Genomic DNA, 26,655 nt, shown 5'->3' with positions numbered 1-26,655 from the left:
CGAACTCAACGAACGACCACGCCAAACCCTCGACTGGCAGAATCCAGCCGAGGTACTCCACAAACACCTGGTCGCAACAGCCGCTTGAAACCGCCGCACCGGGACACCGCGACTTCGGCAAAGCCGAGTGGATCACGCCGTGCTCGGTACTAGAAGGTGTGTTCGGAGGCCGGGAACTCGCCCGCCCGGACCTCGTCGGCGAAACGGCGGGTGGCGTCGGTGAGGGCGCCGGCCAGGTCCGCGTACCGCTTGACGAAGCGGGGGGCCTTACCGGTCCGCAGCCCGGCCATGTCCTGCCAGACCAGCACCTGCGCGTCGGTGTCCGGGCCCGCGCCGATCCCCACCGTGGGGATCGGCAGCTCGTGGGTGATCCGCTTGGCCACCTCGCCGGGCACCATCTCCAGCACCACCGCGAACGCGCCCGCCTCCGCCACCGCCCGTGCGTCGGCCAGCACCTCGTCGGCGGCGTCGCCCCGGCCCTGCACGCGGTAGCCGCCCAGGGTGTGCTCGCTCTGCGGGGTGAAGCCGATGTGCGCCATCACCGGGATGCCGGCGCCGACGATCGCGGCGATCTGCGCGGCGTTGCGGCGGCCACCCTCCAGCTTCACGGCGTGACAGCCACCCTCCTTCATGAACCGGACGGCGGTCCGCAACGCCTGGGCCGGGCCCTCCTCGTACGAGCCGAACGGCAGGTCACCGACGACCAGCGCCTGCCGGGTCGCCCGCACCACGGCCCGGACCAGCGGAAGCAGTTCGTCTGCGGTGATCGGCAGGGTCGTCTCGTAGCCGAACACGTTGTTCGCGGCCGAGTCGCCGACCAGCAGCACCGGGACACCGGCCTGGTCGAAGATCGACGCCGTGTACTGGTCGTACGAGGTGAGCATCGGCCACCGCTCGCCGCGCTCCTTGGCGGCCATCAGGTCGCGGGTGCGGACCCGTCGGGTGGCCGGGCCGCCGTACAACGCGGTCACCTCGTGCGGAGTGGACTCCACCATCTCTGTCTCCCTTCCTCGAGGCCGCCTGCGCGGTCCCCGGGTTCCGTCGCGATCGTCGCACCGGGAGACGGGGTGACGGCAGGGCCCAGTGCAAGATGTCACTCCAACCCCGCCCGAGGTCGCGGCGTCGCAACCGTGCGGCGCCCGCGCGGCGGCGCCGGGCCGCGCCACCGACCCGGCACCCCCAGGGGTACGGCTCAGCCCTGCTCGCGCCACCGGTTGGTGATCGGCAGACGGCGGTCCCGACCGAACGCCTTCATGGAGATCTTCGTGCCCGGCGCCGACTGCCGTCGCTTGTACTCGGCGGTATCTACCAACCGCAGCACCTTGTCCACCACCGCCGGGTCGTGACCCGACTCGATCAGCCCGTCGCGGCCGAGGTCGCCGTCGACGTACCCGATCAGGATCGGGTCCAGGACGTCGTAGTCGGGCAGGTTGTCACTGTCGAGCTGGCCCGGGCTCAGCTCGGCGCTCGGCGGCTTGCCGATCGAGTTCTCCGGGATCGGGGCGGTCTCGCCGCGCCGCGCCGCGTCCCTGTTGCGCCACTTCGCGAGTCGCCAGATCAGCGTCTTCCAGACGTCCTTGACCGGGTTGAAACCGCCCACCGAGTCGCCGTACAGGGTGGAGTAGCCGACCGCCAGCTCACTCTTGTTGCCGGTGGTCAGCACCAGGTGGCCCTCCTGGTTCGACAGCGCCATCAGGATCACGCCACGGACCCGGGCCTGCAGGTTCTCCACGGCCACGCCGGACAGCGACAGGTTGGCCAGGAAACCGTCGACCATCGGTTGGATCGGCTCGACGCGGTAGTCCAGACCGGTGCGCTTGGCCAGGTCGGCGGCGTCCTCCCGGGAGTGCTCGGAGGAGTGCTGGCTGGGCAGCGACACCCCGACCACCCGGTCCGGCCCGAGCGCGTCGACGGCGAGCGCGGCCACCACCGCCGAGTCGATGCCGCCGGAGAGGCCCAGCACCACCGACGGGAATCGGTTCTTGTTGACGTAGTCACGCAGCCCCAGCACCAGCGCCTGCCACACCTCCGCCTCGTCGGCGACCGGCTCGATGAGCCCGCCGGTGGCGGGCGGGCCGGACGGCGTGGGCGGAATCCCGTCCACCGTGCTGTACACGATCCGCATGTCGTCCGCCACCGTCTCGGTGGTCGGCGGGGTGCCGGCGGCCGGCAGTTCGACGTCGTGCACGAGCAGGTGCTCGACGAACTGCGGGGCCCGGGTCAGCAACTCACCGTCGGCGCTCACGATCATCGAGTCGCCCTCGAAGACCAGCTCGTCCTGGCCGCCGGTCATGTTGACGTACGCGATGGCGGCGCCCGCCTCGGCGGCCCGGCGGCGGACCAGCGGCAGCCGGATGTCGTCCTTGTTCAGCTCGTACGGCGAGCCGTTGATGTTGACGACCAGGCCGACGCCGGCCCGCCGGGCGGCGGCGAACGGACCGCCGGCCTGCCACAGGTCCTCGCAGATGGTCAGCGCGACGTCCACGCCGCCGATCCGCACCACGGTCAACGCGTCACCGGAGATGAAGTACCGGTCCTCGTCGAAAACCCCGTAGTTGGGCAGGTGGTGCTTGAAGTAACGGGCGACCACGACGCCCCGGTGCAGCAGCGCGGCGGCGTTGCGGGCACCCCGGCCCGGCTCGGCGTCCCCGCTGACCTGCGGCGGCCCGTCGGCGTCCAGGTAGCCGACCACGACCGGCAACTCGCCGAGACCGTCGGCGGCCAGGTCGGCGGCCAGCCGCTCCACGGCGGCCCGGGACGCGGCCACGAAGGAACGCCGGAAGACCAGGTCCTCGACCGGATAGCCGGTCAGCATCATCTCCGGGAAGAGCACCAGCTGGGCACCGGCATCGGCGGCCTGGCGAGTCCAGCTGCGAACCAGGTCGGCATTGCCGGCGAGGTCGCCGACGCTCGGGTTGACCTGGGACAGGGCGAGGCGCAGGGTGGGCATGTCTTCATCTTGCCCCAGCCACCGCGCGACAATCCGTACCCTCGGGCGAGATTGCCGCCACCTGCCGCGCCGGGCGCTCGGCAGGCCGCGGCGGCGGAAGCTCGGCCCGTCCTGGCGGCGGATCTGCCGGCGCGCGTGGCGGCACCGCTGGGGCGCGTGCTCGCCGGGCGGGACACGAGGGGACGGGCGGCGGCAGTTCGCGTAACGTCTGCGTAACCAGGCCCGGGAACACTGGGCGATCAGGTCGGGTGCAGCCCGACCAAGGCGGACAAAAAGAGTGTCGCGAGGGGTTGGGGAAGTGGACCGTCAGCAGGAGTTCGTCCTCCGCACGCTGGAAGAGCGGGACATCCGGTTCGTCCGGCTGTGGTTCACCGACGTTCTGGGCACGCTCAAGAGCGTTTCGGTGGCACCCGCCGAGCTCGAGGCGGCCTTCGAGGAGGGCATCGGGTTCGACGGCTCGGCGATCGAGGGCTTCGCCCGGGTCTTCGAATCGGACATGGTGGCCATGCCCGACCCGACCACCTTCCAGGTCTTCCCCTTCGAGGGTGGGGTCAGCGGCGAGAGCGCCCGGATGTTCTGCGACATCCTGCTGCCCGACGGCGGGCCGTCCTGGGCCGACCCCCGGCACGTGCTGCGCCGCGCGCTGTCCAAGGCAGCCGAGAAGGGCTTCACCTTCTACACCCACCCCGAGATCGAGTTCTTCCTGCTGGAGAACGGTCCGCAGGACGGCTCGGTGCCCATCCCGGTCGACACCGGCGGCTACTTCGAGCACACCACCCACGCCGTGGCCCGGGACTTCCGCCGCCAGGGCGTGCTGGCGCTGGAACGGATCGGCATCTCGGTGGAGTTCAGCCACCACGAGGTCGCGCCCGGCCAGCAGGAGATCGACCTGCGCTACGCCGACGCGCTGACCACCGCCGACAACATCATGACCTTCCGGCACGTGGTCAAGGAGGTCGCGCTCTCCACCGGTGTGCAGGCCAGCTTCATGCCGAAGCCGTTCACCGACCAGCCGGGCAGCGGGATGCACACCCACCTGTCGCTGTTCGAGGGGGAGCGCAACGCCTTCCACGACAGCGGCGACCCGATGAAGCTGTCCAAGGTGGCGAAGTCGTTCATCGCCGGCCTGCTGGTGCACGCCCGGGAGTACACGGCGGTCACCAACCAGTGGGTCAACTCGTACAAGCGGCTCTTCCCGCAGCACCTGCCGGACCGGATCACCGAGAGCCCGGCGTACGTCTGCTGGGGTCACCTCAACCGGTCCGCGCTGGTCCGGGTGCCCGCGTACGGCAAGCCCAACTCGGCCCGGGTCGAGGTCCGCTCACTGGACTCGGCGGCCAACCCGTACCTCGCCTTCGCGGTGCTGCTCGGCGCCGGCCTGAAGGGCATCGAGGAGGGGTACGAGCTGCCGCCGGGCGCCGAGGACGACGTCTGGTCGCTGACCAGCGCGGAGCGGCGTGCCATGGGCTACGAGGCGCTGCCGGAGAACCTCGCCGAGGCGATCGACGTGATGGCCGGCTCCGAACTGGTCGCCGAGGTGCTCGGCGAGCACGTCTTCGACTTCTTCCTGCGCAACAAGCGGGCCGAGTGGGAGCAGTACCGCCGCGAGGTCACCCCGTACGAGCGGCAGCGCTACCTGGCGCTGTAGCCGCAGGGGCTGACGCCATTGCGCGCTGCCGCTATCGTCTCGATCACCGCGCCGGTACCCCTCCGGGCGGAGAGTCGGGAGGCAAGTCGGTGCTGGAGGATCTGTTCAGCGGTGCCTGGCAGAGCGTCGTGTTCGGGCTCGTCGGCGTCGGCCTCATGGCCGCCGGCTTCGGGCTCGTCGACCTGCTCACCCCGGGCCGGCTGCGCGACCTGATCTGGGTCGAGCGCAACGCCAACGCGGGGTTGCTGCTCGCCGCCAACCAGCTCGGCATCGCCGGGATCGTCTTCACCGCGATCCTGACCAGCTACAGCGACTTCGGCAAGGGGCTCGCCTCCACCGTGGTCTTCGGGCTGGTCGGGTTGGCGATCATGGCGTTGGCCTTCGTGGTGCTGGACCTGCTCACCCCCGGCAAGCTCGGCGAGGTCATCTGCTCGCCCGAGCCGCACCCGGCCGCCCGGGTCAGCGCCGCCACCCACTTCGGGGCCGCGTTGATCGTCTGCGCCTGCATCGCCTGAGGCGATCGTCCGCGTCGCGGTGCGGGCGGTCGGCTGCGTCGCGGGGCGGTCGCCGGGGAGCGTCGTACCCCGGTCGTAGCGTGGCGGGTATGAACCGCACGGACCGCCTCTACGCCCTGGTCGAGGAGTTGCGGGCGGTGTCACCACGGCCGCGCAGCGCCCGCTGGCTGGCCGCGCGCTTCGAGGTGAGCAGCCGGACCATCGAACGGGACCTCGGCGCGTTGCAGGAGGCCGGGGTGCCGATCTGGGCCGAGCCCGGGCGCACCGGCGGCTACGTCCTGGACCGCGCCCGCACCCTGCCGCCGGTCAACCTGACCGCCGCCGAGGCGGTGGCGATGGCCGTGGCGCTGCACCGGCTCGCCGGCTCGCCGTTCGCCGGGCCGGCCACCACCGCGCTGCGCAAGCTGGTGGCGGTGCTGCCGGCCGCCGACGCCGCCGAGGCACACCGCCTCGCCGGCCGCGTGCACCTGATCGGCGACGGGCCGGCCACGCCCGTCCCGGCCACCGTCGCCGACGCGGTCGCCGCGCGGCGGGTGCTGCGCATCCGGTACGCCGACCGCTCCGGCACGGACTCGGTCCGTGACGTCGAACCGCTGGGCTACCTCGGCAACACCCGCCACTGGTACCTGGTGGCCTGGTGCCGTCTGCGCGACGAGCTGCGGTGTTTCCGCACCGACCGGATCCGGAGCGTCTGGGCGCTGCCCGACCTGGTGGCCCGGGAGCTACGTCTGACGGATCTCGACATCCCGCATGAACGGGTCCGCCCGCTGAGCCTGGTCTGAGACGCGCACGTCGGCGCGGCGGGCCCGGGTGGGCCTCGTGAGGAGAAACCCCGCCGGGTGATCCGGAAACACCGACAGGACGTTGTCGCGCACGGCCCCGAGACTGCTCCAGACGACGGCCGAACGGCCGGCACGAAAACTCTGGAGGCAGTACATGTCCAGGCCCACCACGCCTGTCACCTGGTTCGAGATCGGCACCGACCGACCCGATGACGCGGAGCGGTTCTACGGAGAGTTGTTCGGCTGGACCTTCGAGGAGCAGGCCCCGGCCAACGGCGGCTCCTACCGCGTGACCGGGGCCGGTGGCGACACCGGGATCGGCGGAGCGATCCGGGCGACCGACGGGACGTCGCCGAACTACGCGGTGTTCTACGCCGAGGTCACCGACGTCGCGGAGACCTGCCGACGGGCCGAAGCGGCCGGCGCCCAGGTGTTGGTGCCAGCGCGTACGACACCGGCCGGTCTCACGTTGGCCCACCTACTCGACCCGGCCGGCAACCACCTGGGCGTGTTCGCGCCCCCGCCCCAGCAGCCCTGACCCCCTTCCGGAGCAGGTGATCGACTCGGTTTCAGGATGTCGGGGTGTCCGAGCGCGCCGGACACCGCGACTTCAGGGAAACCGAGTGGATCAAGCCGGGACAGACCCGAGCCGGCCCCGGCCCTACAGGTCGGACCGGGGCCGGCGGGGCGGACCAAGGCTGGCCCTGACCCCGACAGGGCGGACAGGGTCGGCCGGGCGTACCAAGGTTGGCCCCGGTGCCTGTCGGGGCCGGGGCAGCCGGGTTACTTGCCGGGCGTACCTTCGCCGTGGTGGCCGCCCAGACCGCGGTGGCCGGCCGGGCCGGGGAAAACGCCGGCCTCGACGGCCTTGGTGATGGCGTCGGCCTGCTCCTGGGTGAGCTTGCCGTCCTTGACCGCCTGGTCCAGGCGCTGCTTGAGCGCGGCCTGCCGGTCCTCGGCGGACGGGCGCTGCGGGCGGTCGGTCGGGCGGTGCTGCTCGCGGATCTTCTCCAGTGCGGCGGTCACCTTGTCTGCGGGCACGCCCAGCTCCTTGGCGAGCGCCTCGGCGAACTCGCCCTGCCGGTCGGCCTTCGCGCCGGGAGCAGTGCCCGGAGCCGCGCCGGGCGCCGGGGCGGTGCTGGCGCTCGGTGTCGGAGTGTCGGCGGCGAACGCGATCGTCGGGGCCGCGATCCCGACGCCGAGGACTCCGGCGGTGGCCAGGCCGGCCAGCAGGTGCTTCCTACGGATGGTGCGGGACATGCTGTCCTCCAGAGGTTCGGTCATCCTGCGCTGTCGTCACCGACAGTGATCGAAGAGTCTGGGCGGAAGCCATGGCGACCCTGTCAGCGAGCTGATAATCGAGGCCGGCGGTCAGTGAAATCGGTTGTGTCGTCGCTGGCCGAGCGGTCAGGGTGGACGATCCACCGACGGAAGGACACCGCGGAATGACCGTCGAGATTCGGGAGATTCCACTCGCCGAGCCGGGCGCGGGGCCGTACGGCATTACGCCTGGCCCGGACGGCGCGCTGTGGCTGACGCTGGCCCATGCCGGCGGGATCGCCCGTCTGTCTCCCGACGGCGCGGTCCGGACCTACCCGCTGGACCCGGCGGGCGGTCGCCCTTTGATCATCACGGCCGGGCCGGACGGGGCGCTCTGGTTCACCCGCTCGGGAGACGACCGGATCGGTCGGATCACGGTCGACGGCGAGCAGCGCGCCATCGCCCTGCCGGCTGGCACCGGGCCGGGCGGCATCACGGCCGGGCCGGATGGAGCGCTCTGGTACGCCGGAATGACCTCCGACACGATCGGCCGGGTGGAGACCGACGGCACGCACACCGCGTTCCCGCTGCCGGTGACCGGCGGATTCGCCTCGATGATCACTGCTGGCGCGGACCAGGCTCTCTGGTTCACCCTCAACCAGGCGAACGCGATCGGCCGGATCGGCCTCGACGGCACGGTGACGCTGCACCCGTTGCCCACCGCGAAGGCAGGCCCGGTCGGCATCGCCCTCGGCGACGACGGCGCCATCTGGTTCGTGGGGATCGCAGCCGGTCAGCTCGGTCGGATCGACCCGGATGGCGAGATCGTCGAGTTTCCGCTGCCGGACCGAGCGGCCCGACCGCACGCCATCGTCGCCGACGCGGACGGCGGCGCGTGGTTCACCGAGTGGGGAGCCAACCGGATCGGCCACATCGATCCCACCGGACGGATCGACGGCTACGCCCTACCCACCCCCAACGCCGAACCGCACGGCATCACCCGCACCCCCACCGGCATCTGGGCCGCCCTGGAAATCGGCGCAATAGCCCACCTGCCCCCACCCACCTAACCGCCATCCCACCAAGCCCACCCAACCCCAACCCCACCCCACCTCCGGCCCCACCCCGACCCTGGTTGATCAAGAGATTTGCGTCAGGATCCGCCCCGAAGGTGACGCAAACATCTTGATCACCGGGCCGGGCGGGGAGGTCGGGGAGGGGGCCGGGAGGGGGCGCCGGGGTTACTGGACTGCGGGGGTTGCGGTGAGGGTGGCGGTGGTGGTGTCGAGGGTGGCGGTTGTGCCGACCGGGACTGTGAGCTGGTTGGGGCCGTGGCCGATGGGGAGGCCGCCGAGGACCGGTACGCCAAGGTCGCCGAGGCGTTCGGTGAGGACGTCGACGATTGTGGTGTCCCAGCCGTCGCCGCAGTCGGTGAACTGCCCGACCGCCACCCCGGCCAGTCCGTCCAGCGCGCCGGCCCGGCGCAGGTGCGTGAGCATCCGGTCGACCTTGTACGGGGGTTCCTGCACGTCCTCGATCAACAGCACCGCACCGGTCAGGTCGGGTAGGTCCGGGGTGCCGATCGACGCGGCGATCATGCACAGGTTGCCGCCGAGCAGGGTGCCGGTGGCGCGCCCGGGGACGCGTACGCCGAAGGTCTCCTCGGTGGGAACCGCGGTGACCGACACCGGTTCGGTCGTCATCAGCGCCGCGTGTAGGGACTCGGCGGAGCGCAGCGGCGTCCGTTCGTCGCGCCAGGCCGCCCCGGGGCCGTGCACCCCGGCCAGGCGGGCGCCCCGCCACAGTGCGAACTGCAACGCGGTGATGTCCGAGAACCCGGCCACCACCTTCGGATCGCGGCGGACGGCGGCCATGTCGATGGCGTCCACGATCCGCTGGGCGCCGTACCCGCCCCGAGTGCAGATCACCCCGCGCACGTCAGGGTCGGCGAAGGCCGCGTTCAGGTCGGCGGCGCGCCTGTCGTCGGTGCCGGCGAGGTAGCCGTGGCGGGCGTACGCGTTCGGTGCCGGCACCGGGCGCAGGCCCCAGCCGGTGAGCAGCTCCATGCCCCGGGCCACCCGCTCCGGCGAGGTCGGCCCGGACGGCGACACCAGCAGCACCGTGTCACCCGGGCGCAGCACGGGCGGGCGTACGGCGGCGGTGTCCTCGCTGATCACAACCGCAGAGCCTAACCACCCCGCCGTGGCCCGGACCCGCGCACGGGCGGCGGGAGGCCGCGCGCCCGTGCCGGGGCGTGGTGCCGTGTGGCGTACCGGCTAGCCTCGACGGGTGGCAACCGCGCTGGTGATCGAGAACGACCCGACGGACGACGCGCGCCGGCTGGGTGAGTGGCTGACCGAGGCTGGGCTGGAGTTGTGGGTGGTGCGCCCGCACGCCGGCGACGAGCTCCCCGCCGACCTGGAGGGGTACGCGGCGCTGGTGGTGCTCGGCGGCGACCAACAGGCGTACCCGTTGCCGGACGGCTCGCCCGGCGCACAGTGGTTCCCCGCCGTCGAGGGCCTGCTGCGCAAGGCGGTCCGGTACCGGGTGCCGACCCTGGCGGTCTGCCTGGGCGCGCAGCTGCTCGCCACCGCGCACGCCGGTTTGGTGGAGCGCAGCCCGTCCGGGCCGGAGATCGGCCCCGGTGTGGTCGGCCGGCGTGACGCCGCCGAGAACGACCCGTTGTTCCGGTACGTGCCGTTGATCCCGGACGTGCTCCAGTGGCACGCCGACGAGATTACCGAGCTGCCCCGGGGCGCGACACTGCTGGCCGCGTCCACCCGCTACCCGCATCAGGCGTTCCGCCTCGGTGACCGGGCGTGGGGGTTGCAGTTCCACATCGAGTGCGACGCCGCGATGATCGCCGACTGGGCCACCGACTCGACCCAACTCGCCGAGCTGGGCTACGACCCGGAGCTGGTGGTCGCGGCCTGCGCCTCGGTGCTGGCCGACGTCGAGGAGGTCTGGCAACCGTTCGCCGCCCGGTTCGCCGCGCTGGCCCTCGGGGAGCTGGACGACAGCACGACGCGGCGCGGCCTGCCGCTGCTCGGGCACTGATGAGCCGGCCGACCAGGGCACCGGGCCGGCTCGCCCGGTACGGCTTCGGCACCGCCGAAGGCGATGGCGGCGCACGCGCCGCGGACCTGCTCGGCCCGGAGGGGCTGCGGCTGTGGCGGCCGGTCGAGCAGGAGCCGGTCGACGAGGCCGCCGCGGAGCTGCTCGCCGCGCTGTCCCGGGCCGCCGACCCGGACCTGGCGCTGCGCCAGCTGCACCGCATCGTCGAGGCCGAAGGCCGCACCACCGAAGGCAGCGCCGGGAGCCGGACCGCGGAATCGCCGCTGCTCGCGGACCTGCACAAGGATCCCGGGCTGCGGCGGCGGCTGATCGCGGTGCTCGGCGCCTCGTCGGCGCTCGGCGACCATCTGGTGGCCCACCCCGAGCACTACCAGGCACTGCGGACCGCCCCGGACGGGCTCGCCCCGACTGCCGAGGGACGGCTGGAGCCGACCGACGGCGGCAACCCGGTGGCGGCGTTGCGGGCCGCGTACCGCCTGGCGTTGTTGCGGATCGCGGCGGCCGATCTGACCGGCGGTCGCGGCCTGGAGCAGACCATGGCCGCGCTCTCGGCGCTGGCCGACGCGACGCTCTCCGCCGCGTACGAGATCGCGGTCGCGGAGTTGGCGGAGGGCACCGAGCGGCCCCGGCTGGCTGTCGTGGCGATGGGCAAGTGCGGTGGCGGTGAACTGAACTACGTCTCCGACGTGGACGTCATCTTCGTGGCCGCCGAGGACGCCGACCTGTCCGCCGCGACCCAGGTGGCGACCCGACTGATCTCCATCTGCGGGTTGGTCGCCTGGCCGGTGGACGCCGCGCTGCGCCCCGAGGGCAGCCGGGGCCCGCTGGTGCGGACCCTCGCCAGTCACCTGGCCTACTACCGGCGGTGGGCGCGCACCTGGGAGTTCCAGGCGCTGCTCAAGGCCCGCCCGGCCGCCGGGGACCTGCCGCTGGCCCAGGAGTGGATCGACCAGCTCGCGCCGCTGGTCTGGCGGGCGGCCGAACGGCCCGAGGCGGTCGAGGACGTCCGCGCCATGCGCCGCCGGATCATCGACCACATCCCGCCCAAGGAGCTGGAACGCGAGATCAAGCGCGGCCCGGGCGGGCTGCGCGACATCGAGTTCGCCGTCCAGTTGCTGCAACTCGTGCACGGTCGCGGCGACGAGACGCTGCGCCCGCCCGGCACCATCCCGGCGTTGCGCGCGCTCGTCGCCGGCGGCTACGTCGGGCGGGCCGACGGCGAGGCCCTGTTGCGCGGCTACCGTTTCCTGCGCAGCGTCGAGCACCGGCTGCAACTCCAGGGCCTGCGTCGTACGCACACCGTGCCCGCCGAGCCGGGCGCGCTGCGCTGGCTCGCAGCCGCACTGGGTTTCACGGCCGCGCCGGGGCGCAGCGCCGTGGAGAGCTTCCGGGCCGAGTGGGTCACCCACGCCACCGAGGTACGCCGACTGCACGCCAAACTGCTCTACCGGCCGCTGCTGGAGTCGGTGGCCCGGGTGCCGGCCGACGGGCTGCGGCTCACCCCGGAGGCGGCCAGGAACCGCCTGGAGATCCTCGGGTTCGCCGACCCGGCCGGGGCGTTGCGCCACCTCCAGGCGCTCACCGGCGGGGTGAGCCGCACGGCGGCCATCCAGCGCACGTTGCTGCCGGTGCTGCTCAGCGAGTTCGCCGACGCGCCCGAGCCGGACCGGGGGCTGCTCAACTACCGCAAGGTCTCCGACAAGCTGGGCAGCACCCCCTGGTATCTGCGGTTGCTGCGCGACGGCGGCCCGGTCGCCCGGCGGCTGGCCCGGGTCCTCGCCCTGTCCCGGTACGTCGCCGACCTACTCGCCCGCGACCCGGAGGCGTTGCGGCTGCTGGCCGAGGAGAACGAGCTGGCGCCACGCGCGCCCGAGGTGCTGCGGGAGGGGTTCCTGGCGGCGGCGGCCCGGCACACCGACCCGGTCGAGGCCACCAGCGCGGTCCGCGCGCTGCGCCGTCGGGAGTTGGTCCGGGTGGCCTGCGCCGACGTGCTCTGCCGGGCGGGCGCGCTCGCACCCAGCCCCACCCGGGCGGACGGCGTGAACCGGCCCGCCCGTGGGCTGTCCGACATCACCGAGGTCGGTACGGCGCTCGCCGACGTCACCGACGCCACCCTGGCCGCCGCTCTGCGGGCCGCCCAGGCCAGCCAACCGGCACCGGAAGGGCTGCGGTTCGCCGTGATCGGCATGGGCCGGCTCGGCGGGTACGAGTCGAACTACCTCTCCGACGCCGACGTGCTCTTCGTCTACGACCCGCCGCCGGGCACCAGCGAGAGCGCCGCCAGCGCCGCCGCACACGCCGTCGCCGAGGAACTGCGCCGACTGCTCGGCGTACCCGCCCCCGACCCGCCGCTGGGCGTCGACGCCGACCTGCGACCCGAGGGCCGCCAGGGTCCGCTGGTACGCAGCCTCGCCGCGTACGCGCAGTACTACGCCCGCTGGTCCCGGGTGTGGGAGGCGCAGGCACTGCTGCGCGCCCGGTTCGTCTGCGGTGACGCCGCCCTGGGCGCCGAGTTCGAGGCGATGATCGAGCCGGTGCGCTACCCGGCCGACGGGCTGACCCGCGAGCAGGTCGTCGAGATCCGGCGGATCAAGGCCCGGGTGGAGACCGAACGGCTGCCCCGTGGCGCCGACCCGGCCACCCACACCAAGCTGGGTCGCGGTGGGCTCGCCGACGTGGAGTGGGCGGTGCAACTCGTCCAGCTCCGGCACGCCGGCGCGATCCCGGAGCTGCGCGGCACGCGTACCCTCGACGCCCTCGCGGCGGCCGAGCGGGCCGGCCTGATCGACCCGGCGGACGCCGCGGAGATGGCCGCCGGTTGGGCTCTGGCCGCGCAGGTCCGCAACGCGTTGATGCTGGTCCGGGGCCGGGCCGGCGACCAACTGCCCCGGCACGGGGTGGAGTTGGCCGGGGTGGCCCGGCTGCTCGGCCGCGACGACCCGGGGGAGTTCCTCGACGAGTACCTGCGCACCGGCCGCCGCTCCCGCGCCGCAGCCGAACGGGTCCTCGATGCCTGACGCGTCGCCGCGCCCGGTCGGGCCGCGCATCGCGAGCACCGGCTGGGCGGCGGCGACCGGGGCCGCCGTGGTGCTCGCCGCCGCGTTCCTCCTCGCGCCGCCGATGGGCACCGACCTCGCCGCCCAGGTGGCCCGTGCCGGCTTCACCGAGCGGTACGGGGCCAGGCCTGTCGACTTCGGCTGGTACGGCGGCGTCAACCAGTACGGCTACAGCCTCTTCACCGCCCGGTTGGGCGAGCTGATCGGGGTGCGTCCGCTGGGGGCGGTCGCCGCCGTGGTCGGCGCGGCCGCGCTGGGTTGGCTGTTCACCCGCAACCGGGCCCGCCGGCCGCTGCTGGCCGGTGTCCTCGGCGCGGTGGTGCTGGTCGGCAACCTGGCGAGCGGTCGGATCACCTTCGCGGTCGGGCTGGCGTTCGGGCTGCTGGCGCTCTGCGCGGTCAGCGCGGAACGCCCACCGCGCTCGCTCCGGTTGACGCTCGCCGCCGGCTGCGCCGCCCTGGCGACGGCGGCCAGCCCGGTCGCCGGCCTGTTCACCGGGCTGGCCGGCGCGGCGTTGCTGCTGGCCGCCCTGCGTACCGGTGACGGGCCGGGTCGACCGCTGCCCGGAGGCTTACGAGCCGAGCGACCACTGGCCGAGGGGTTCGTCCTGGCGGTGGCGCCCGCCGTCACGCTCGCCCCGATGGCGTTCGTCTTCGGCAACGGCGGCACCCAGCCGTACTCGGCCGAGTCGATGCGCATCAACGTCGCGCTGGCGGTGCTGGTGGCGGTCGTGCTGCCGCGCCGCCGCCGGGTGTTGCGCGTCGGCGCGGTGCTCACCGTGCTGCTGCTGGTCGGGGCGTACTACCTGCCCAGCCCGATCGGGTCCAACGCGCTACGACTGCCGATGCTGTTCGCCCTGCCCGTGCTGGCCGGGTACGCCGCGTTGCCGGGGCCGTGGCTGGCCGCGCTGCTCGCCGCGACCGTGTGGTGGCAGTCGCCGGTGATGGTGAGCGACGTGACCCGGGCCGGCGCCCCGGAGAGCGCCGAGAGCTTCTACCAACCGCTCGTCGCCGAACTCGACAGGCGGCAGCCGGCCGGGCGGGTCGAGGTGGTGCCGCTGCGGGACCACTGGGAGTCCGCGTACGTGCCGCCGACCGTGCCACTGGCCCGGGGCTGGGAACGCCAGGTCGACAGCGACCGCAACGCGCTGTTCTACGACGGCAGCCTGAGCGCGCAGACGTACGAGCAGTGGCTACGGCACGAGGCGGTGAGCTACGTGGTGCTCGCCCCGGACGCACCCGCCGACCGGTGGGGCCGCGACGAGGCCGCGCTGATCCGCGCCGGCCTGCCGTACCTGCGGGAGGTCTGGCGCGACCCGACCTGGCGGATGTACGCCGTGGTCGACCCGACCCCACTGGTCGGCACCCCGGGTCGACTCGTCACCGCCGACCGCGGTGCGGTCCGGCTGACCGCCACGCCCGGGGACGTGCCGGTCCGGGTGCGCTGGTCGCGCTGGCTCACGTTGAGCGGCGCGGACGGCTGCCTGCGGCCGGGCGCGGACGGGTGGACCGAGGTGCGGGTCCACGCCGCCGGCGACTACTCGATCTCGAGCGGGCTGGCACCGGCGCGCCACTGCTGACCCGTGCCTGCCGTCGGGACCCCGTCATGATGCTGGCAGCATGTCCGGCGTGCCTTCCCACCTCGCGCGCTGGACCGGCCTGGCCGGCTCGATGCTGCTCGCGCTCTCCGCGTTCCTCGGCGGCGCGTTCCCCAGCGGCCCCCTGCGCAGCACCCCGGTCAGCATCTGGCAGGGGCCCAACGGCCCGCTGATCCTCGCCGCCTGGCTGGTCGGCACCGGCCTGATGGCGTACGCCTGGTGGGCACTGCGCGACGGGGGACCGTCGACGCGGTGGGCCCTGCTCACCGTCGGGCTCTGGCTGCTGCCGTTGCTGGTCGCACCGCCCTTCGGCAGCCGGGACGTGTACGCGTACGCCTGCCAGGGCGCCAGCTTCGTCGGCGGCATCAGCCCGTACGAGCAGGGCGTCTCCGCGCTGCCCTGCCCCTGGCTGGACACGGTCTCGGTGATCTGGCGGGACACCCCGGCGCCGTACGGGCCGCTGTTCGTACTCATCGCGGGCGCCGTGGTGAAGGCCACCGGTTCGCTGACCGCCAGCATCGTGCTGTTCCGCGCGCTGTCGCTGGTCGGCGTGCTGCTCACCGCATGGGCCCTACCGGCGCTGGCCCGCCGGGCCGGTGTGCCGGCGAAGCGGGCGGTGTGGCTGGCGTTGGGTTCCCCGCTGGTCGCCGCGCACCTGGTCGGTGGTCCCCACAACGACGTCCTGATGCTCGCCGCGCTTGTCGGTGGGCTCGCCGTGGTGGCCGCGCACCCGGGCCGGCGCGGAATGCTGCTGGTCGGCGGGCTGCTCCTCGGAGTCGCGGTGGCGATCAAGGTGACCGCCGTGGTGGTGGTGCCGTTCGCCGCGCTGGCGGCCACCGCCGGGCCGTACCGGATCCGCACGCTGATCCGCGACGGCGGCTGGGTGGTCGGCGGCGCGGCAGCCACAGTGGTCGGCGTGACCATCGCCGGTGGGCTGGACTTCGGTTGGGTCGGCGGGCTGTCCCAGGGCGGCGCCGCCATCGCCTGGACCTCCCCGCCGACCGCCGTCGGGCAGACGATCGGGTACGTCGCGGCGCTGTTCGGCGCTCACATCGACGCGCTGCCGGTCACCCGCGGGATCGCCGTCGTACTCCTGGCCGTCCTGCTCGTCTGGCTCTGGTGGCGGGCGCGCACCCGCGACCCGCTGTACCACGCCGGCCTCGCGCTCGCCCTCACCGTCGCGCTCGCCCCCGTGGTGCACCCCTGGTACTGGACCTGGCCACTGTTCGTGCTGGCGGCCACCGCCCAACGGACCCGATGGTTCACCGTGGTCGCCCTGGTCGCGTCCTTCCTGGTGCTGCCCGACGGCACCGGGCTGCCCCGCTACACCAAGACGGTCGGGGCGCCGCTGATGACGCTGTTGGTGATCGTGCTGGTCATCCGGTTGGTACGGTCGGCTCGGGCGGCCCGTCAGCCGGTCGCCGCCGACTGAGGGAAGGTGCGCCGGTGACCGCTCCCGGCGCGCCTGTTCCGCCGCCGCCTGTGTCGTTGGCGGCATCGGGTGCCCGGTACGTGGGCCTGGCCGGTGCGGTCCTGCTCGCCGTGGCCGGATACCTCGGCGGGGCGCTGCCCGACGCCCCGCTGGGCGCGACACCCGCGTCGATCTGGCGAGCCCCGGACGGCCCGGCGACGCTGACCTGCTGGCTGATCGGCACCATCCTGCTGGTCGGGGCGTGGTGGTCGCTGCGCGGTGGCCCGCCGTCGACCCGTTGGGCGTACGTCACCGCCGGGCTGTGGGCACTACCGCTGCTGGTCGCGCCGCCGCTGGGCAGCCGGGACGTCTACTCGTACGCCTGCCAGGGCTGGACGTACGCGCACGGCGTCGACCCGTACACCGTGGGGGTGGCGGCGGCGGGCTGCCCCTGGCTGGACACGGTGGCCCCGATCTGGCGGGACACCCCGGCACCGTACGGGCCGGTGTTCGTCCTGCTCGCGGCGCTCGCGGTCGGCGTCGGTGGTGGGCTCACCGGCACCATCGTGGCGCTGCGCGTGATCGCCGTGGCCGGGCTGCTGGTGGCCGCACTCTGCCTGCCCGGTCTGGCTCGGGCGGCCGGAGTACCCACCCGGCGGGCCGCCTGGTTGGCGCTGGCCGGTCCACTGGTCGGCGTACACCTGGTGGCCGGGGCGCACAACGACGCAGTGATGCTGGGCCTGCTGCTGTGTGGGCTGCTGATCGCGGTCCGCCGGCCGGGTCGGCCGGCGGCGTTGCTGCTGGCCGGTGCGCTGCTCGGGCTGGCGGTCACGGTGAAGGCCAGCGCCGTGGTGGTGGTGCCGTTCGCCGTGCTGGCCGGGATGCCCGGCCGGTACACCGTCCGGGCGTTGCTGCGCCACGGTGGTTGGCTGGCCGGAGGGCTACTCGCCGCGCTGCTGGTCACCTCGGCGGCGTCCGGCCTCGGCTTCGGCTGGGTGGGCGGGCTGACCCACAGTGGCGACTCGGAGCAGTGGACGTCACCACCCACCGCCGTGGGCTTCGTGATCGACTACGCGGGCGCGCTGGTCGGCCAGGACCCACAGGCGGTGCCGGTCGTCCGGGCGGTCGCGCTGGTACTGCTCGTCGGGGTGCTGGCGGCGCTCTGGTGGCGCGCCTGGCGGACCCTGCGCAGCCTGAACGAGGTTGCGTCTCCCGAGGGAGCGTGTCCTGATGGAGTGGGTCCTTGGGTGGCGCGGTCCCGGGTGCCGCTGCACGGTGCGGCGTTAGCGCTGGTCGCCACCGTCGTCCTGTCCCCGGTCTTCCACCCCTGGTACGCGACCTGGCCGCTGGCGCTGCTCGCGCTCACCGCCGCCGGTACGACGTGGTTCGTGTTGCCCGCTGCGGCGGCGGCCTTCCTCGCCCTGCCCGACGGCACCAACCTGGCCCGTGTCACCAAGGCACCCGGCGCCCTGGCGATGACCGCCCTGCTCCTGACCGTCCTCGTACGCACCCTGCGCCGCCCGTCCCCCACCCCGGCCGCGCGCAGTGACCCCAGGAACGACCAACCCCGTTGATCATGGAGTTGGCGGGGATGAACCGGACATAACTCCTGGCTAACCTCATGATCACCGAGGTCGGTGCTCAAGATCGCGCTCGAACGTGGAACTAGTGGCCTGTCGGCGCGTTCGAGGCCCCTTGATCCAGGATTGAGCACGATCTTGGCCGAGGTCAGACCCAAGATCCGCGCAACTGCAGGGAAACTGCTGCCTCCCGGGCGTCGGAGGCAGCAACATCCCTGGAGTTGCGCCCCGCGTCCTCACACCCTGAGCCTTGCCACACCTCCCGCCCCATTGCCCCCGCCGCACTTCGCGCCAAGATCCGCGTCGCTGGAGAGGGTGTCGAAAGGGGGAAACGGGTCGGGCCGGCTCCGCGAACGCGAAGCCGGCCCGAGCCGGTGGTGCAGTGACTGCTCAGCAGTCGTAGTACATGGCGAACTCGTGCGGGGTCGGGCGCAGACGCACCGGGTCGACCTCGTTGGCGCGCTTCCAGTCGACCCAGGTGGAGATCAGGTCGGGGGTGAAGACGCCGCCGTCGAGCAGGTAGTCGTGGTCGGCCTCGAGCGAGTCGAGCACGGCCGGCAGCGAGCCCGGCACCTGCTTGACGTCGCCCCACTCCTCCGGCGGGAGGTCGTAGAGGTCCTTGTCGATCGGCGTCGGCGGCTCGATCTTGCTCTTGATGCCGTCGAGGCCGGCCATCATCATGGCCGAGAAGGCCAGGTAGACGTTGGCCGACGGGTCCGGGACGCGGAACTCGACGCGCTTGGCCTTCGGGTTCGCGCCGGTCACCGGGATGCGGGTGCAGGCGGAGCGGTTGCGCTGGGAGTAGACCAGGTTGACCGGCGCCTCGAAGCCCGGCACCAGGCGGCGGTACGAGTTGACCGTCGGGTTGGTGAAGGCCAGCAGCGACGGGGCGTGGTGCAGCAGACCGCCGATGTACCAGCGGGCCATGTCGGACAGGCCGGCGTAGCCGGTCTCGTCGTAGAACAGTGGCTCACCGTTGAGCCAGAGGCTCTGGTGGGTGTGCATGCCGGAGCCGTTGTCGCCGAAGAGCGGCTTGGGCATGAAGGTCGCGGTCTTGCCGTTGGCCCAGGCCTCGTTCTTCACGATGTACTTGAAGAGCTGGAGCTGGTCACCGGCGTGCAGCAGGGTGGAGAACCGGTAGTTGATCTCGGACTGGCCGGCGGTGCCCACCTCGTGGTGCGAGCGCTCCACGTTGAAGCCGGTGTCGACGAGGCGGCGCACGATCGAGTCGCGCAGGTCGGCGTAGTGGTCCACCGGCGGGACGGGGAAGTAGCCGCCCTTGTAGGCGGTCTTGTAGCCGCGGTTGCCGCCCGGCTCTTCGCGGCCGGTGTTCCAGGCGCCCTCGATCGAGTCGATGTAGTAGAACGACTGGTGCGCCGAGGTTTCGTGGCGGATCGAGTCGAAGATGTAGAACTCCGCCTCGGCGCCGAAGTAGGCGGTGTCGGCGATGCCGCTGGCCGCGAGGTAGGCCTCGGCCTTCTTCGCCACGTTGCGCGGGTCGCGGCTGTAGGCCTCGCGGGTGAACGGGTCGTGGATGAAGAAGTTGAGCGCGAGAGTCTTCTGCGCGCGGAACGGGTCGATGAACGCGGTGGCGACATCCGGGAGCAGGAGCATGTCCGACTCGTGGATCGCCTGGAAACCGCGGATCGACGAGCCGTCGAACGCGAGGCCGTCGGTGAAGAGGTCGTCGTTGACGGACTCGACCGGCAGGTTGAAGTGCTGCATCACGCCGGGCAGGTCACAGAAACGAACGTCGACGAACTTCACGTCCTCGTTCTTGAGGTATCGCAGCAGTTCCTCGGGATTGGCGAACACACATCCTCCTGGCACGTCCACGGGGTGGCTAGGCTTCTGGCGACGCTAGGGCCGGGGGGTTGCCCGGCCGTGTCTCCGTTGTTTCTGCCGTGTTACGTCCCTCGCGGAGCGTCAGCGACACCCCTGTCCACGCCTCCGGCCCGCCAGGAACGCCGTACCGACTGTGCCAGTGTAATGACATCTGATGCCTTTGGCCTGAATCGGCACGCAGCGGCGGTGGCACCCGGCCGGCCCTCATCCCGGCGCGGATACCCTTGACCGCTGTGACCAATCCGCACCTCCCGGCAGCGCCGGCCACCGACCCCACCTTCACCGCGCCGACCCTCGGTCGGCGGTTCGGTGCGCTGATCATCGACTGGGTGCTCTGCCTGCTGGTGTCCAACTTCTTCGCCGACCCGGTACGCGACGGCTGGGCGCCGGTGCTGGTGCTGGTGCTGGTCTACGGCATCTTCCTCGGCCTGTTCGCCCAGACGCCGGGCATGTACATAACCAAGATCCGCTGCGTGAACTGGCACGACGGCGGCCGGATCGGCGTGCTCCGAGGGCTGATCCGTGGCCTGCTGCTGGCCCTGATCGTCCCCGCGCTGATCATGGACGAGCACCGGCGCGGCCTGCACGACCGACTCGCCGACTCGGTCGTCGTCGACGCCCCCCGCGCCTGAGCCGACCCATCAAGGCCGACCCGGGGCCCCGCGACCGCGCGACCGCGCGACCCGCGACCGGCGACCGGCGACCGGCGACCGGCAAGATCGCACTCGATCCAGGATGTAGTGGCATCCACCGCGCACGAGGCAACTACATCCAGGATCGAGCACGATCATGGCCGCCAGCGCGGCGGCGAGGCGGTGAGTGGGACCTGGCGGGGCCGGGGACCACGGGCCGGGGCCTGCGGCCGGGGCGGGCGGCGCGTCGGGGGCAGGCGGCATGAGGGTGTACGCGAAAGAGCCGGACCCGTGCGGGTCCGGCTCTTTCACGCGTACACCTGGGGTCAGCGGCCCCGCGACTGGCGGAAGGCGCCTGGCGGCCGCATGTTCTTCGGGATCGCGCCCTTGGGCATCTGCGGCCGGGCGGTGAGCGCCTTGAGTCGCTTGTCCAGCGAGTTGACGTCCTTGCCGGAGAGGGCGCGGGGCAGGCGTAGCAGCGTCGTCCGGAGCTTGCGGATCGGCAGCTCGCCCTCCTCCTGCCCGATCACGTAGTCGTGCAGGGGAGCGGAGCCGATCACCTTGGACAGCCGCCGCTTCTCCTGGCCGAGCAGGCCGCGCACCCGCTGCGGGTTCCCCTCGGCCAGCAGGATCACGCCCGGGCGGCCGATCACCAGGTGAACCATGTCCATCTGGGTGGTCGAGCTGACCGCCGGGGTCACCCGCCAGTCGCCGCGCATGTTCTCCATGATCTGCGCCGCCGCGCCGGGTTGCCCCTCGGCGGCGTTCATCATCGCCTTGTTGGACCGCAGGTTGAGCACGATCAGCACCGCGAGCAGGATGAACAGGATGCCGATCGGCAGCCAGATCCAGCCCCAGAGGATGACCGCGACCACGGTGAGCGCGAGCGGGAGCAGCACCGCCGCGGCGACCAACGGCGCGAACCACCGGTCCTGCTTGGCGGTGAACTGGAACACCATCCCGATCTGCTTCAGCCGCTGGCCGAACGAGACCTTCTCCTGGGGCTTTGCCATGTCGCAGAGTCTAGTGGTCGCCGCCGGCCCGGTTGATCCGCGTCCGGGTGCCGGGGCAGCTGAGTACCTTACGTCGCCTTACCCGCCCGGACCGGCCGGGTAAGGAGGCTGCGGGCGGGGAAGATGAGGCGCCGTGCCCATGCCGGGGTGGGGCCTTCGCGCGAAGAGTCGTCAGCAGAAGACGACGACGCCACGAAGGAGCCCGACATGTTCGGCAACGACGCAGATTTCCTGCTCACCCTGCACCGTACCCACGCCGCCGAGCTGCGCGCCGACGCGGCCGCGGACCGGCTCGCCCGGTCGCTGTCGCGTCCCGTCAGCCGCGGGTGGTTGGGCCGGCGCAGGCAGGCCGCTCGCACCAGCGACGCCCGCCGGTGACCGCGCCCAGCGCGGCTGCCACGGTCGCGGCGCCGAGCGTGGCTGCCACGGTCGCGGCGTCGAGCGCGGCTGCCACGTCCACCGCGCCCAGCGTGGCTGCCACGTTCGCGGCGCCGGCCGGGGTGGCGGCTCGACCCGATTCGACCCCGTCGCCCGGCCGCCGGCCGGTCGGCGGGGTGGGCGGCGCGGGTCGCCATGGCATGCTCGAACACGTGACCGTACGCGCCGCCAGTTCCGTCCTCGTCGGGCGTCACCGCGAGACCGCGGCACTGCGCGAGGCGCTGGGCCGGGCGCGGGCCGGGGAGCCGACCACCGTGCTGGTCGGCGGTGAGGCGGGTGTGGGTAAGACCCGGCTGCTGGAGGAGTTCGCCGGTTGGGCCACCGAGGGCGCGGCGCGGGTGCTCGTCGGCCAGTGCCTGGAGCTGGGCGAGGCGGGTCTGCCGTTCGCCCCGTTCGCCGCCGCGTTGCGCGCGGTGCTCCGCGCCGACGGCCCCGAGGTCTTCGCCGGCTACGAGGCGGAGTTCGCTCCGCTCCTGCCGGAGCTGGGCCGCGCCTCCGCGACGCTGGCCGCGCCGCGTGTCGTCCCCCTCAGCGACGCCCCGCGCGGTTACCTGTTCGACCTGGTCGCCGAGCTGTTCCAGCGGCTGGCCGACGCTCGCCCGCTGGTCCTGATCATCGAGGACCTGCACTGGGCCGACCGCTCCACCCGCGACCTCATCGGCTTCCTGGTCCGGGCGGCGAGGCCGGGCCGGCTGCTGCTGGTCTGCACCTACCGTACGGACGAGTTGCAGCGCGGGCACCCACTGCGCCCGTTCCTCGCCGAGCTGGATCGGGCCCGTGGGGTGGAGCGGGTCGAGCTGGGCCGCCTGGACCGCGACGGCACCGCCGCGATCCTCGCCGACCTGCTCGGTGCCGAGCCGCTCGCCCGTGCCGTCGACGATGTCCACGACCGCACCCAGGGCAACCCCTTCTTCATCGAGGAGTTGACCGTCGCCGGTGACCCGATCGGCTGCGCGGCGCTCCCCGAGACGCTGCGTGACCTGCTGCTGGCGCGGGTGGACCGGCTCCCCGAGCCAACCCAGCGGGTGTTGCGGATTGCCGCCGCCGGCGGCACCCGTTTCGCCCATGACCTGCTCGCCGAGGTCGCCGGGCTGCCCGAGGCCGAGCTGGAGGACGCGTTGCGCGCCGCCGTCGCCGCCCAGTTGGTGGTGGCCGACCGGGACGGGGACTACGAGTTCCGACACGCGTTGGTGCGCGAGGCGGTGCACGACGAGCTGCTGCCCGGTGAGCACGCCCGGCTGCACGCCCGCTTCGCCGCCGCCATCGAGGCCCAGCCGCACCTGGTCGCCGCCGGCCGGGCGCCGGCCGAGATCGCCCACCACTGGTACGCGGCGCACGACCACCCGCGTGCCCTCGTCGCCGCGCGAGCCGCCGCGGGCGCGGCCGCCGACCGGTACGCGTACGCCGAGCAGCGCCGACTGCTGGAGCGGGCGCTGGAGTTGTGGGAGCTGGTGCCGGACGCCGCCGACCTGCTCGGCATGGACCACCTGGCGTTGCTGGAGCAGACCCTGGACGCCGCGGTCACCGCCGGCGACTTCAGTCGGGCCATCACGCTGACCCGGGCCGGGCTGGCCGAGGTGGACGCCGACGCCGCGCCGCTGCGCGCCGCCCGCCTGCTGGACCAGCGGGGTCGACTGATGGCCCTGCTCGGCAAGAGCGACGGCAGCCGCGAGTTGGATGAGGCGTACCGCCTGGCGGCCGGTGGCCCGCCCGGCGCGGAGCGGGTCCGGCTGCTCGCCGACATCGCCACCCACCTGGTCAAGATCGACCCGCAGAAGGCGGCCCGGGTGGCGGCCGAGGCCGCCACCGACGCCGAGGCGTTCGGGGTGAACGTGGCGCTGCTGTCGACGCGGATCGCGCTGCTCTGCCACGGCGAGCGGGACCTGACCGGGGGCCTGGCCGAGCTGGGCCAGGCGGCCGCCGCCGCCCGTGCGGCGGGGGACGCGCCGACCCTGGTGCTCGCCATGGTGTTCGAGTCGGACATGCTCTGCGAGTTGGGCCGCTACGCCGAGTCCGCACAGGCCGCCGAGGCCGGCGTGGCCGAGGCGCGACGGGTGGGGATCAGCCGCTCCACCGGGGCGTACCTGCTCTCCAACCGGGCCGAGGCGCTCATCGCGCTGGGTCGGTGGGACGAGGCCGAGGCGGTCTGCGCGGAGGCCGCCCGGATCGACCTGTCCGGTGTCACCGGGCTGCACTGGCTCCAGCTGGGTGCCGGGCTGCGGTTGGCCCGCGCCCATCCGGGCGCCGACGAGCTGGTCGACCGGGCGCTCACCTTCCTCGGTCGGCCGTACCTGTGGCCGAACCACCGCCTGCCCCTGCACGAGCTGGCGATCGAGGCGGCGCTGGCCGCGGACGACAAGATCGAGGCGGTACGGGCGGCGCGCGTCGCGGTGGCCGACGAGAGCCTGCCGCAGCTGCCCCGGGAGGGTTGGCCGGTGCTCAGCGCCGCCGCGCGTACCGCAGCCCGGGTTGGCGACCGGGAGCTGGCCGCCGCCGTGGCGGCGCTCGCCACCGACCTGCCGGCGCGGCACCCGGCGGCCCGTGCGCACGCCGCCCAGGTCACCGCGCTGCTCACGGTCGGTGACCAGGCGCTGCCGGCGTGGCGTGCGGCGGTCGACGCGTGGCGGGCCGACGGGCAGCCCTACCCGCTGGGCCGGGCGTTGCTGGCGCTGGCCGAGACGACCGCCGCGGCCGGTGAACGCGACGAGACGGCGGCGGCGGTCACCGAGGCCACCGAGATCGGCCGGCGGCTGGGCGCGGCGCCGCTGGTCGAGGCGGCTGCCACCCTGGCGCGGCGGGTCGGCCTGCGCGGTGCGGCCGGGGGTGGTGCCGGCGCGGCCCTGCTGACCGCCCGGGAGCGGGAGGTGCTGCGGTTGGTCGCGGAGGGGCACAGCAACAGCCGGATCGCCGAGCGGCTGTTCATCTCCCCGAAGACGGCAAGCGTGCACGTCTCCCGGATCATCGCGAAGCTGGGCGTGACCAACCGGGTGGAGGCCGCCGCCCTGGCCCACCGCCTCGGCCTGCTCACCGAGGCCGCCGGGCCGCGCTGACGCGCACCGAGACCGCCGCTCCGGCGCGCAACCGAGACCGCTGCTCCACGTTGACGCGGGCCGCGGCCGGCGCGCACCCGAGGCTGCGAGATCAGCGCGGCAGGTAGATGCGCCAGCCCTCGATCGTGACCAGGTCGAGGCTGCCCGGCGTCACCCGTTGCCGCTCGTCGAGGACCTCCGCCAGGGGCGAGCCGGCCGGTGCGACCCAGGCCGGTGCGGTCGCGCTGTCCACCTCCCGGCGGTACGCGGGGTAGCGGTCGAAGCCGGGGCGCAGGGTGTCGTCGACGACGGCGCAGACCACCCGCTCCGCACTGGCAAAGGTGAGCCGGTTGCAGGTCCAGTAGCCGGCGCGTACGTGCCGTACGCCGAGCTGGCGCAGGGTGCTCACCAACTCGGTGTGCCGGGCCTCGGCGGCCCGGGTCGCCGGGACGGTCTCCGCCGCCCGCCAGGTGGCGTGGGCGGCGGTGCCCAGCGTGGCGGCGAGCAACACCACCGCGACCGACCGGACTAGCGTCGCCCCGATGCCGGGCCGGCTGGTCGTCACCGAACCCAGCCCGTGCCGGGCCACCGTCCACACCGGCCAGAGCAGCACCGGCAGGGTGATGAGCAGGCAGGACAGGTAGCGGGAACTCTCCACCGGGGTGAGCCCGGCGGAACTGCTCACGGTGTACGCGCCGAGTGTGGCCACCGCGGCCAGCACGAGCGCCAACCGGACCGCCGCCGCCACCCGAGGTGACACCACGCCGGGGCCGCCAGCGGCAGGGGCGGGGTCGGGGGTGCGCAGGGCCCGCCAGGCGGCGGCGGCGGCGATGACCAGCAGCACCGGCAGGGCGAGCGCCCACCACAGTTGCCAGGTGGCGCACTGGCCGGGAGCGCAGAAGCCCAGGCCCAGCCCGGGGCCGAGCACCAGGCCGCCGTGCAGCCGGTCCGGCCAGCCCGCGCTGGCGTTCGCACCGCTGGCGGCGAGCACGGCGTGCAGCGGGTTCCGCCCGGTCAGCAGACTGTGCAGCAGCAGCGGGGCCGCACCCAGCACGGCCGCCGCCCCGAGCAGCGCCCCGGCGGCACCCCACAGCTCCCGGCGGCAGAACCCGACGAGGACCGCGCCGGTCGCCGCGACGTACGGCAACACGAGCGGATCGACCCAGAGCATCAGCCCGGCCAGCAACCCCCACGTCGCCCAGCGCGCCAGCCGCCAGCCGGGTCGTCCGGAGTCGGCCGTCAGCCCGGGTCGCCCAGCGTCGGCCGGTCGGCCGGTGGCCAGATCCACGGCGAGCAGGGCCAGCGCCGCCCCGGCCGCGTTCATCTCGGGATAGCCGCCGCCGGCGATCAGCTGGTTCTTGATGATCCGGTCGGAGCCGAGGGCCAGCAGCGCGACCATCAGCAGCCCGAACCACCGGTCCCCGGTCAGCCGCAGCGTCAACCGCCAGGTCAGCAGCAGGAACAGCGCGTAGAGCGCCAGCGTTGGCAACCGCAGGCCGAGCAGAGACGGCCCACCGGCGAGGGCGAACACCGGTGCGGCGAGGTACGCCTCCAGTGTGCCCATGTACTGCTGGCCGTAGAACCAGACCGGGAAGCCCTCACCCCGGGCGATGTGCAGCGCGGCCAGCCCCATGGTGGCCTCGTCGCTGTTCGTCGGCGGCGCGGCGTGGCCCAGCAGCCAGAGCCGGTAGCCCAGCCCGGCGAGCACGGCCAACCCGGTGAGCCAACCGACCAGGCCGGGACGTGCGCCGGGCCGCGGGCGGGGGGAGCCCGCGCCGCGCGGCTGCTCGCGTACGCCGACGGTCATCACAGGATCATGACACC

Annotated in this window: 20 protein-coding genes; 13 read left to right on the top strand and 7 right to left on the bottom strand. The window is 73.4% G+C overall.

Going from position 1 to position 26,655, the window contains the following annotated elements; translation table 11 throughout:
* Positions 1–149: 149 nt before the first annotated feature.
* Both panB and ACFYL6_RS30750 read right to left on the bottom strand, forming a co-directional pair.
* Positions 150–995: a 3-methyl-2-oxobutanoate hydroxymethyltransferase gene (gene panB / locus ACFYL6_RS30755; protein ID WP_387176653.1), complete on the bottom strand. Its 846-nt coding sequence runs from the start codon at positions 993–995 to the stop codon at positions 150–152.
* A 197-nt stretch (positions 996–1,192) separates the two neighbouring features.
* Positions 1,193–2,950, bottom strand: a complete 1,758-nt coding sequence (locus tag ACFYL6_RS30750) for an NAD+ synthase (RefSeq protein ID WP_387176651.1) — start codon at positions 2,948–2,950, stop codon at positions 1,193–1,195.
* Between the two features lie 298 nt (positions 2,951–3,248).
* Between ACFYL6_RS30750 and glnA (ACFYL6_RS30745) the strand changes: the two genes are divergently transcribed.
* From glnA (ACFYL6_RS30745) to ACFYL6_RS30730, 4 genes are all read left to right on the top strand, one after another.
* A complete protein-coding gene (gene glnA, locus ACFYL6_RS30745) occupies positions 3,249–4,598 on the top strand; it encodes a type I glutamate--ammonia ligase (protein WP_238680543.1) in 1,350 nt (449 codons plus the stop codon).
* Positions 4,599–4,687: 89 nt separating this feature from the next.
* A complete protein-coding gene (locus ACFYL6_RS30740) occupies positions 4,688–5,113 on the top strand; it encodes a DUF350 domain-containing protein (RefSeq protein ID WP_210787425.1) in 426 nt (141 codons plus the stop codon).
* A gap of 89 nt (positions 5,114–5,202) precedes the next feature.
* Entirely contained in the window at positions 5,203–5,895 is a 693-nt protein-coding gene (locus tag ACFYL6_RS30735) for a helix-turn-helix transcriptional regulator (RefSeq protein ID WP_387176648.1), read from the top strand.
* A 154-nt stretch (positions 5,896–6,049) separates the two neighbouring features.
* Positions 6,050–6,433, top strand: coding sequence for a VOC family protein (locus tag ACFYL6_RS30730; RefSeq protein ID WP_387176646.1), 384 nt, complete (start codon positions 6,050–6,052; stop codon positions 6,431–6,433).
* A 245-nt stretch (positions 6,434–6,678) separates the two neighbouring features.
* Here the strand turns inward: ACFYL6_RS30730 and ACFYL6_RS30725 are convergent, their stop codons facing one another.
* Complete coding sequence (locus ACFYL6_RS30725) at positions 6,679–7,155, bottom strand: hypothetical protein (RefSeq protein ID WP_387176666.1); 477 nt, start codon at positions 7,153–7,155, stop codon at positions 6,679–6,681.
* Between the two features lie 185 nt (positions 7,156–7,340).
* Here ACFYL6_RS30725 and ACFYL6_RS30720 point away from each other — a divergent pair, with 185 nt between their 5' ends.
* Complete coding sequence (locus ACFYL6_RS30720; RefSeq protein ID WP_387176644.1) at positions 7,341–8,225, top strand: virginiamycin B lyase; 885 nt, start codon at positions 7,341–7,343, stop codon at positions 8,223–8,225.
* A gap of 171 nt (positions 8,226–8,396) precedes the next feature.
* On the opposite strand, the gene ACFYL6_RS30715 is transcribed toward ACFYL6_RS30720, so the two are convergent.
* A complete protein-coding gene (locus ACFYL6_RS30715) occupies positions 8,397–9,332 on the bottom strand; it encodes an LD-carboxypeptidase (protein ID WP_387176642.1) in 936 nt (311 codons plus the stop codon).
* Between the two features lie 112 nt (positions 9,333–9,444).
* Between ACFYL6_RS30715 and ACFYL6_RS30710 the strand changes: the two genes are divergently transcribed.
* Genes ACFYL6_RS30710 through mptB (ACFYL6_RS30690) form a run of 5 tightly spaced genes read left to right on the top strand, consistent with a single transcriptional unit; the run spans position 9,445 to position 17,868 of the window.
* The gene (locus ACFYL6_RS30710) at positions 9,445–10,212 is read left to right on the top strand and encodes a type 1 glutamine amidotransferase (protein ID WP_357281371.1); all 768 of its coding nucleotides are present in this window, start codon (positions 9,445–9,447) and stop codon (positions 10,210–10,212) included.
* Complete coding sequence (locus ACFYL6_RS30705) at positions 10,212–13,247, top strand: bifunctional [glutamine synthetase] adenylyltransferase/[glutamine synthetase]-adenylyl-L-tyrosine phosphorylase (RefSeq protein WP_387176641.1); 3,036 nt, start codon at positions 10,212–10,214, stop codon at positions 13,245–13,247. Before ACFYL6_RS30710 ends, ACFYL6_RS30705 begins: the two co-directional genes overlap by 1 nt.
* Positions 13,240–14,865 carry a hypothetical protein gene (locus ACFYL6_RS30700; protein WP_387176639.1) on the top strand — a complete coding sequence of 542 codons (1,626 nt, stop codon included), beginning with the start codon at positions 13,240–13,242 and terminating at the stop codon, positions 14,863–14,865. The genes ACFYL6_RS30705 and ACFYL6_RS30700 overlap by 8 nt, the downstream gene beginning before the upstream one ends.
* A 40-nt stretch (positions 14,866–14,905) precedes the next feature.
* Complete coding sequence (mptB, locus tag ACFYL6_RS30695) at positions 14,906–16,315, top strand: polyprenol phosphomannose-dependent alpha 1,6 mannosyltransferase MptB (RefSeq protein WP_387176637.1); 1,410 nt, start codon at positions 14,906–14,908, stop codon at positions 16,313–16,315.
* 14 nt (positions 16,316–16,329) lie between these two features.
* A complete protein-coding gene (gene mptB, locus ACFYL6_RS30690) occupies positions 16,330–17,868 on the top strand; it encodes a polyprenol phosphomannose-dependent alpha 1,6 mannosyltransferase MptB (protein WP_387176635.1) in 1,539 nt (512 codons plus the stop codon).
* Between the two features lie 396 nt (positions 17,869–18,264).
* On the opposite strand, the gene glnA (ACFYL6_RS30685) is transcribed toward mptB (ACFYL6_RS30690), so the two are convergent.
* Positions 18,265–19,689 (bottom strand): type I glutamate--ammonia ligase, encoded by a 1,425-nt coding sequence (glnA, locus tag ACFYL6_RS30685; RefSeq protein ID WP_238659037.1) that lies wholly within the window; start codon positions 19,687–19,689, stop codon positions 18,265–18,267.
* Positions 19,690–19,952: 263 nt separating this feature from the next.
* Between glnA (ACFYL6_RS30685) and ACFYL6_RS30680 the strand changes: the two genes are divergently transcribed.
* Positions 19,953–20,351: an RDD family protein gene (locus ACFYL6_RS30680; protein WP_387176633.1), complete on the top strand. Its 399-nt coding sequence runs from the start codon at positions 19,953–19,955 to the stop codon at positions 20,349–20,351.
* A 326-nt stretch (positions 20,352–20,677) separates the two neighbouring features.
* On the opposite strand, the gene ACFYL6_RS30675 is transcribed toward ACFYL6_RS30680, so the two are convergent.
* A complete protein-coding gene (locus ACFYL6_RS30675) occupies positions 20,678–21,364 on the bottom strand; it encodes a DUF4191 domain-containing protein (protein WP_124822539.1) in 687 nt (228 codons plus the stop codon).
* A 207-nt stretch (positions 21,365–21,571) separates the two neighbouring features.
* Here ACFYL6_RS30675 and ACFYL6_RS30670 point away from each other — a divergent pair, with 207 nt between their 5' ends.
* Both ACFYL6_RS30670 and ACFYL6_RS30665 read left to right on the top strand, forming a co-directional pair.
* Positions 21,572–21,742, top strand: a complete 171-nt coding sequence (locus ACFYL6_RS30670) for a hypothetical protein (RefSeq protein ID WP_387176631.1) — start codon at positions 21,572–21,574, stop codon at positions 21,740–21,742.
* A gap of 38 nt (positions 21,743–21,780) precedes the next feature.
* The gene (locus tag ACFYL6_RS30665) at positions 21,781–24,852 is read left to right on the top strand and encodes an AAA family ATPase (RefSeq protein WP_387176629.1); all 3,072 of its coding nucleotides are present in this window, start codon (positions 21,781–21,783) and stop codon (positions 24,850–24,852) included.
* 91 nt (positions 24,853–24,943) lie between these two features.
* Here ACFYL6_RS30665 and ACFYL6_RS30660 read toward each other — a convergent pair whose 3' ends face one another.
* On the bottom strand, positions 24,944–26,638 hold the full coding sequence (locus ACFYL6_RS30660; protein WP_387176628.1) for a hypothetical protein: 1,695 nt from the start codon (positions 26,636–26,638) through the stop codon (positions 24,944–24,946).
* Between the last annotated feature and the right edge of the window lie 17 nt (positions 26,639–26,655).

Origin of the sequence: Micromonospora sp. NPDC007208, from assembly GCF_042869175.1 — a bacterium.
Taxonomy (GTDB): domain Bacteria; phylum Actinomycetota; class Actinomycetes; order Mycobacteriales; family Micromonosporaceae; genus Micromonospora; species Micromonospora foliorum.
The sequence above is the reverse complement of the archived record's forward strand: the minus strand, read 5'-3'. Positions and strand labels throughout refer to the sequence as shown.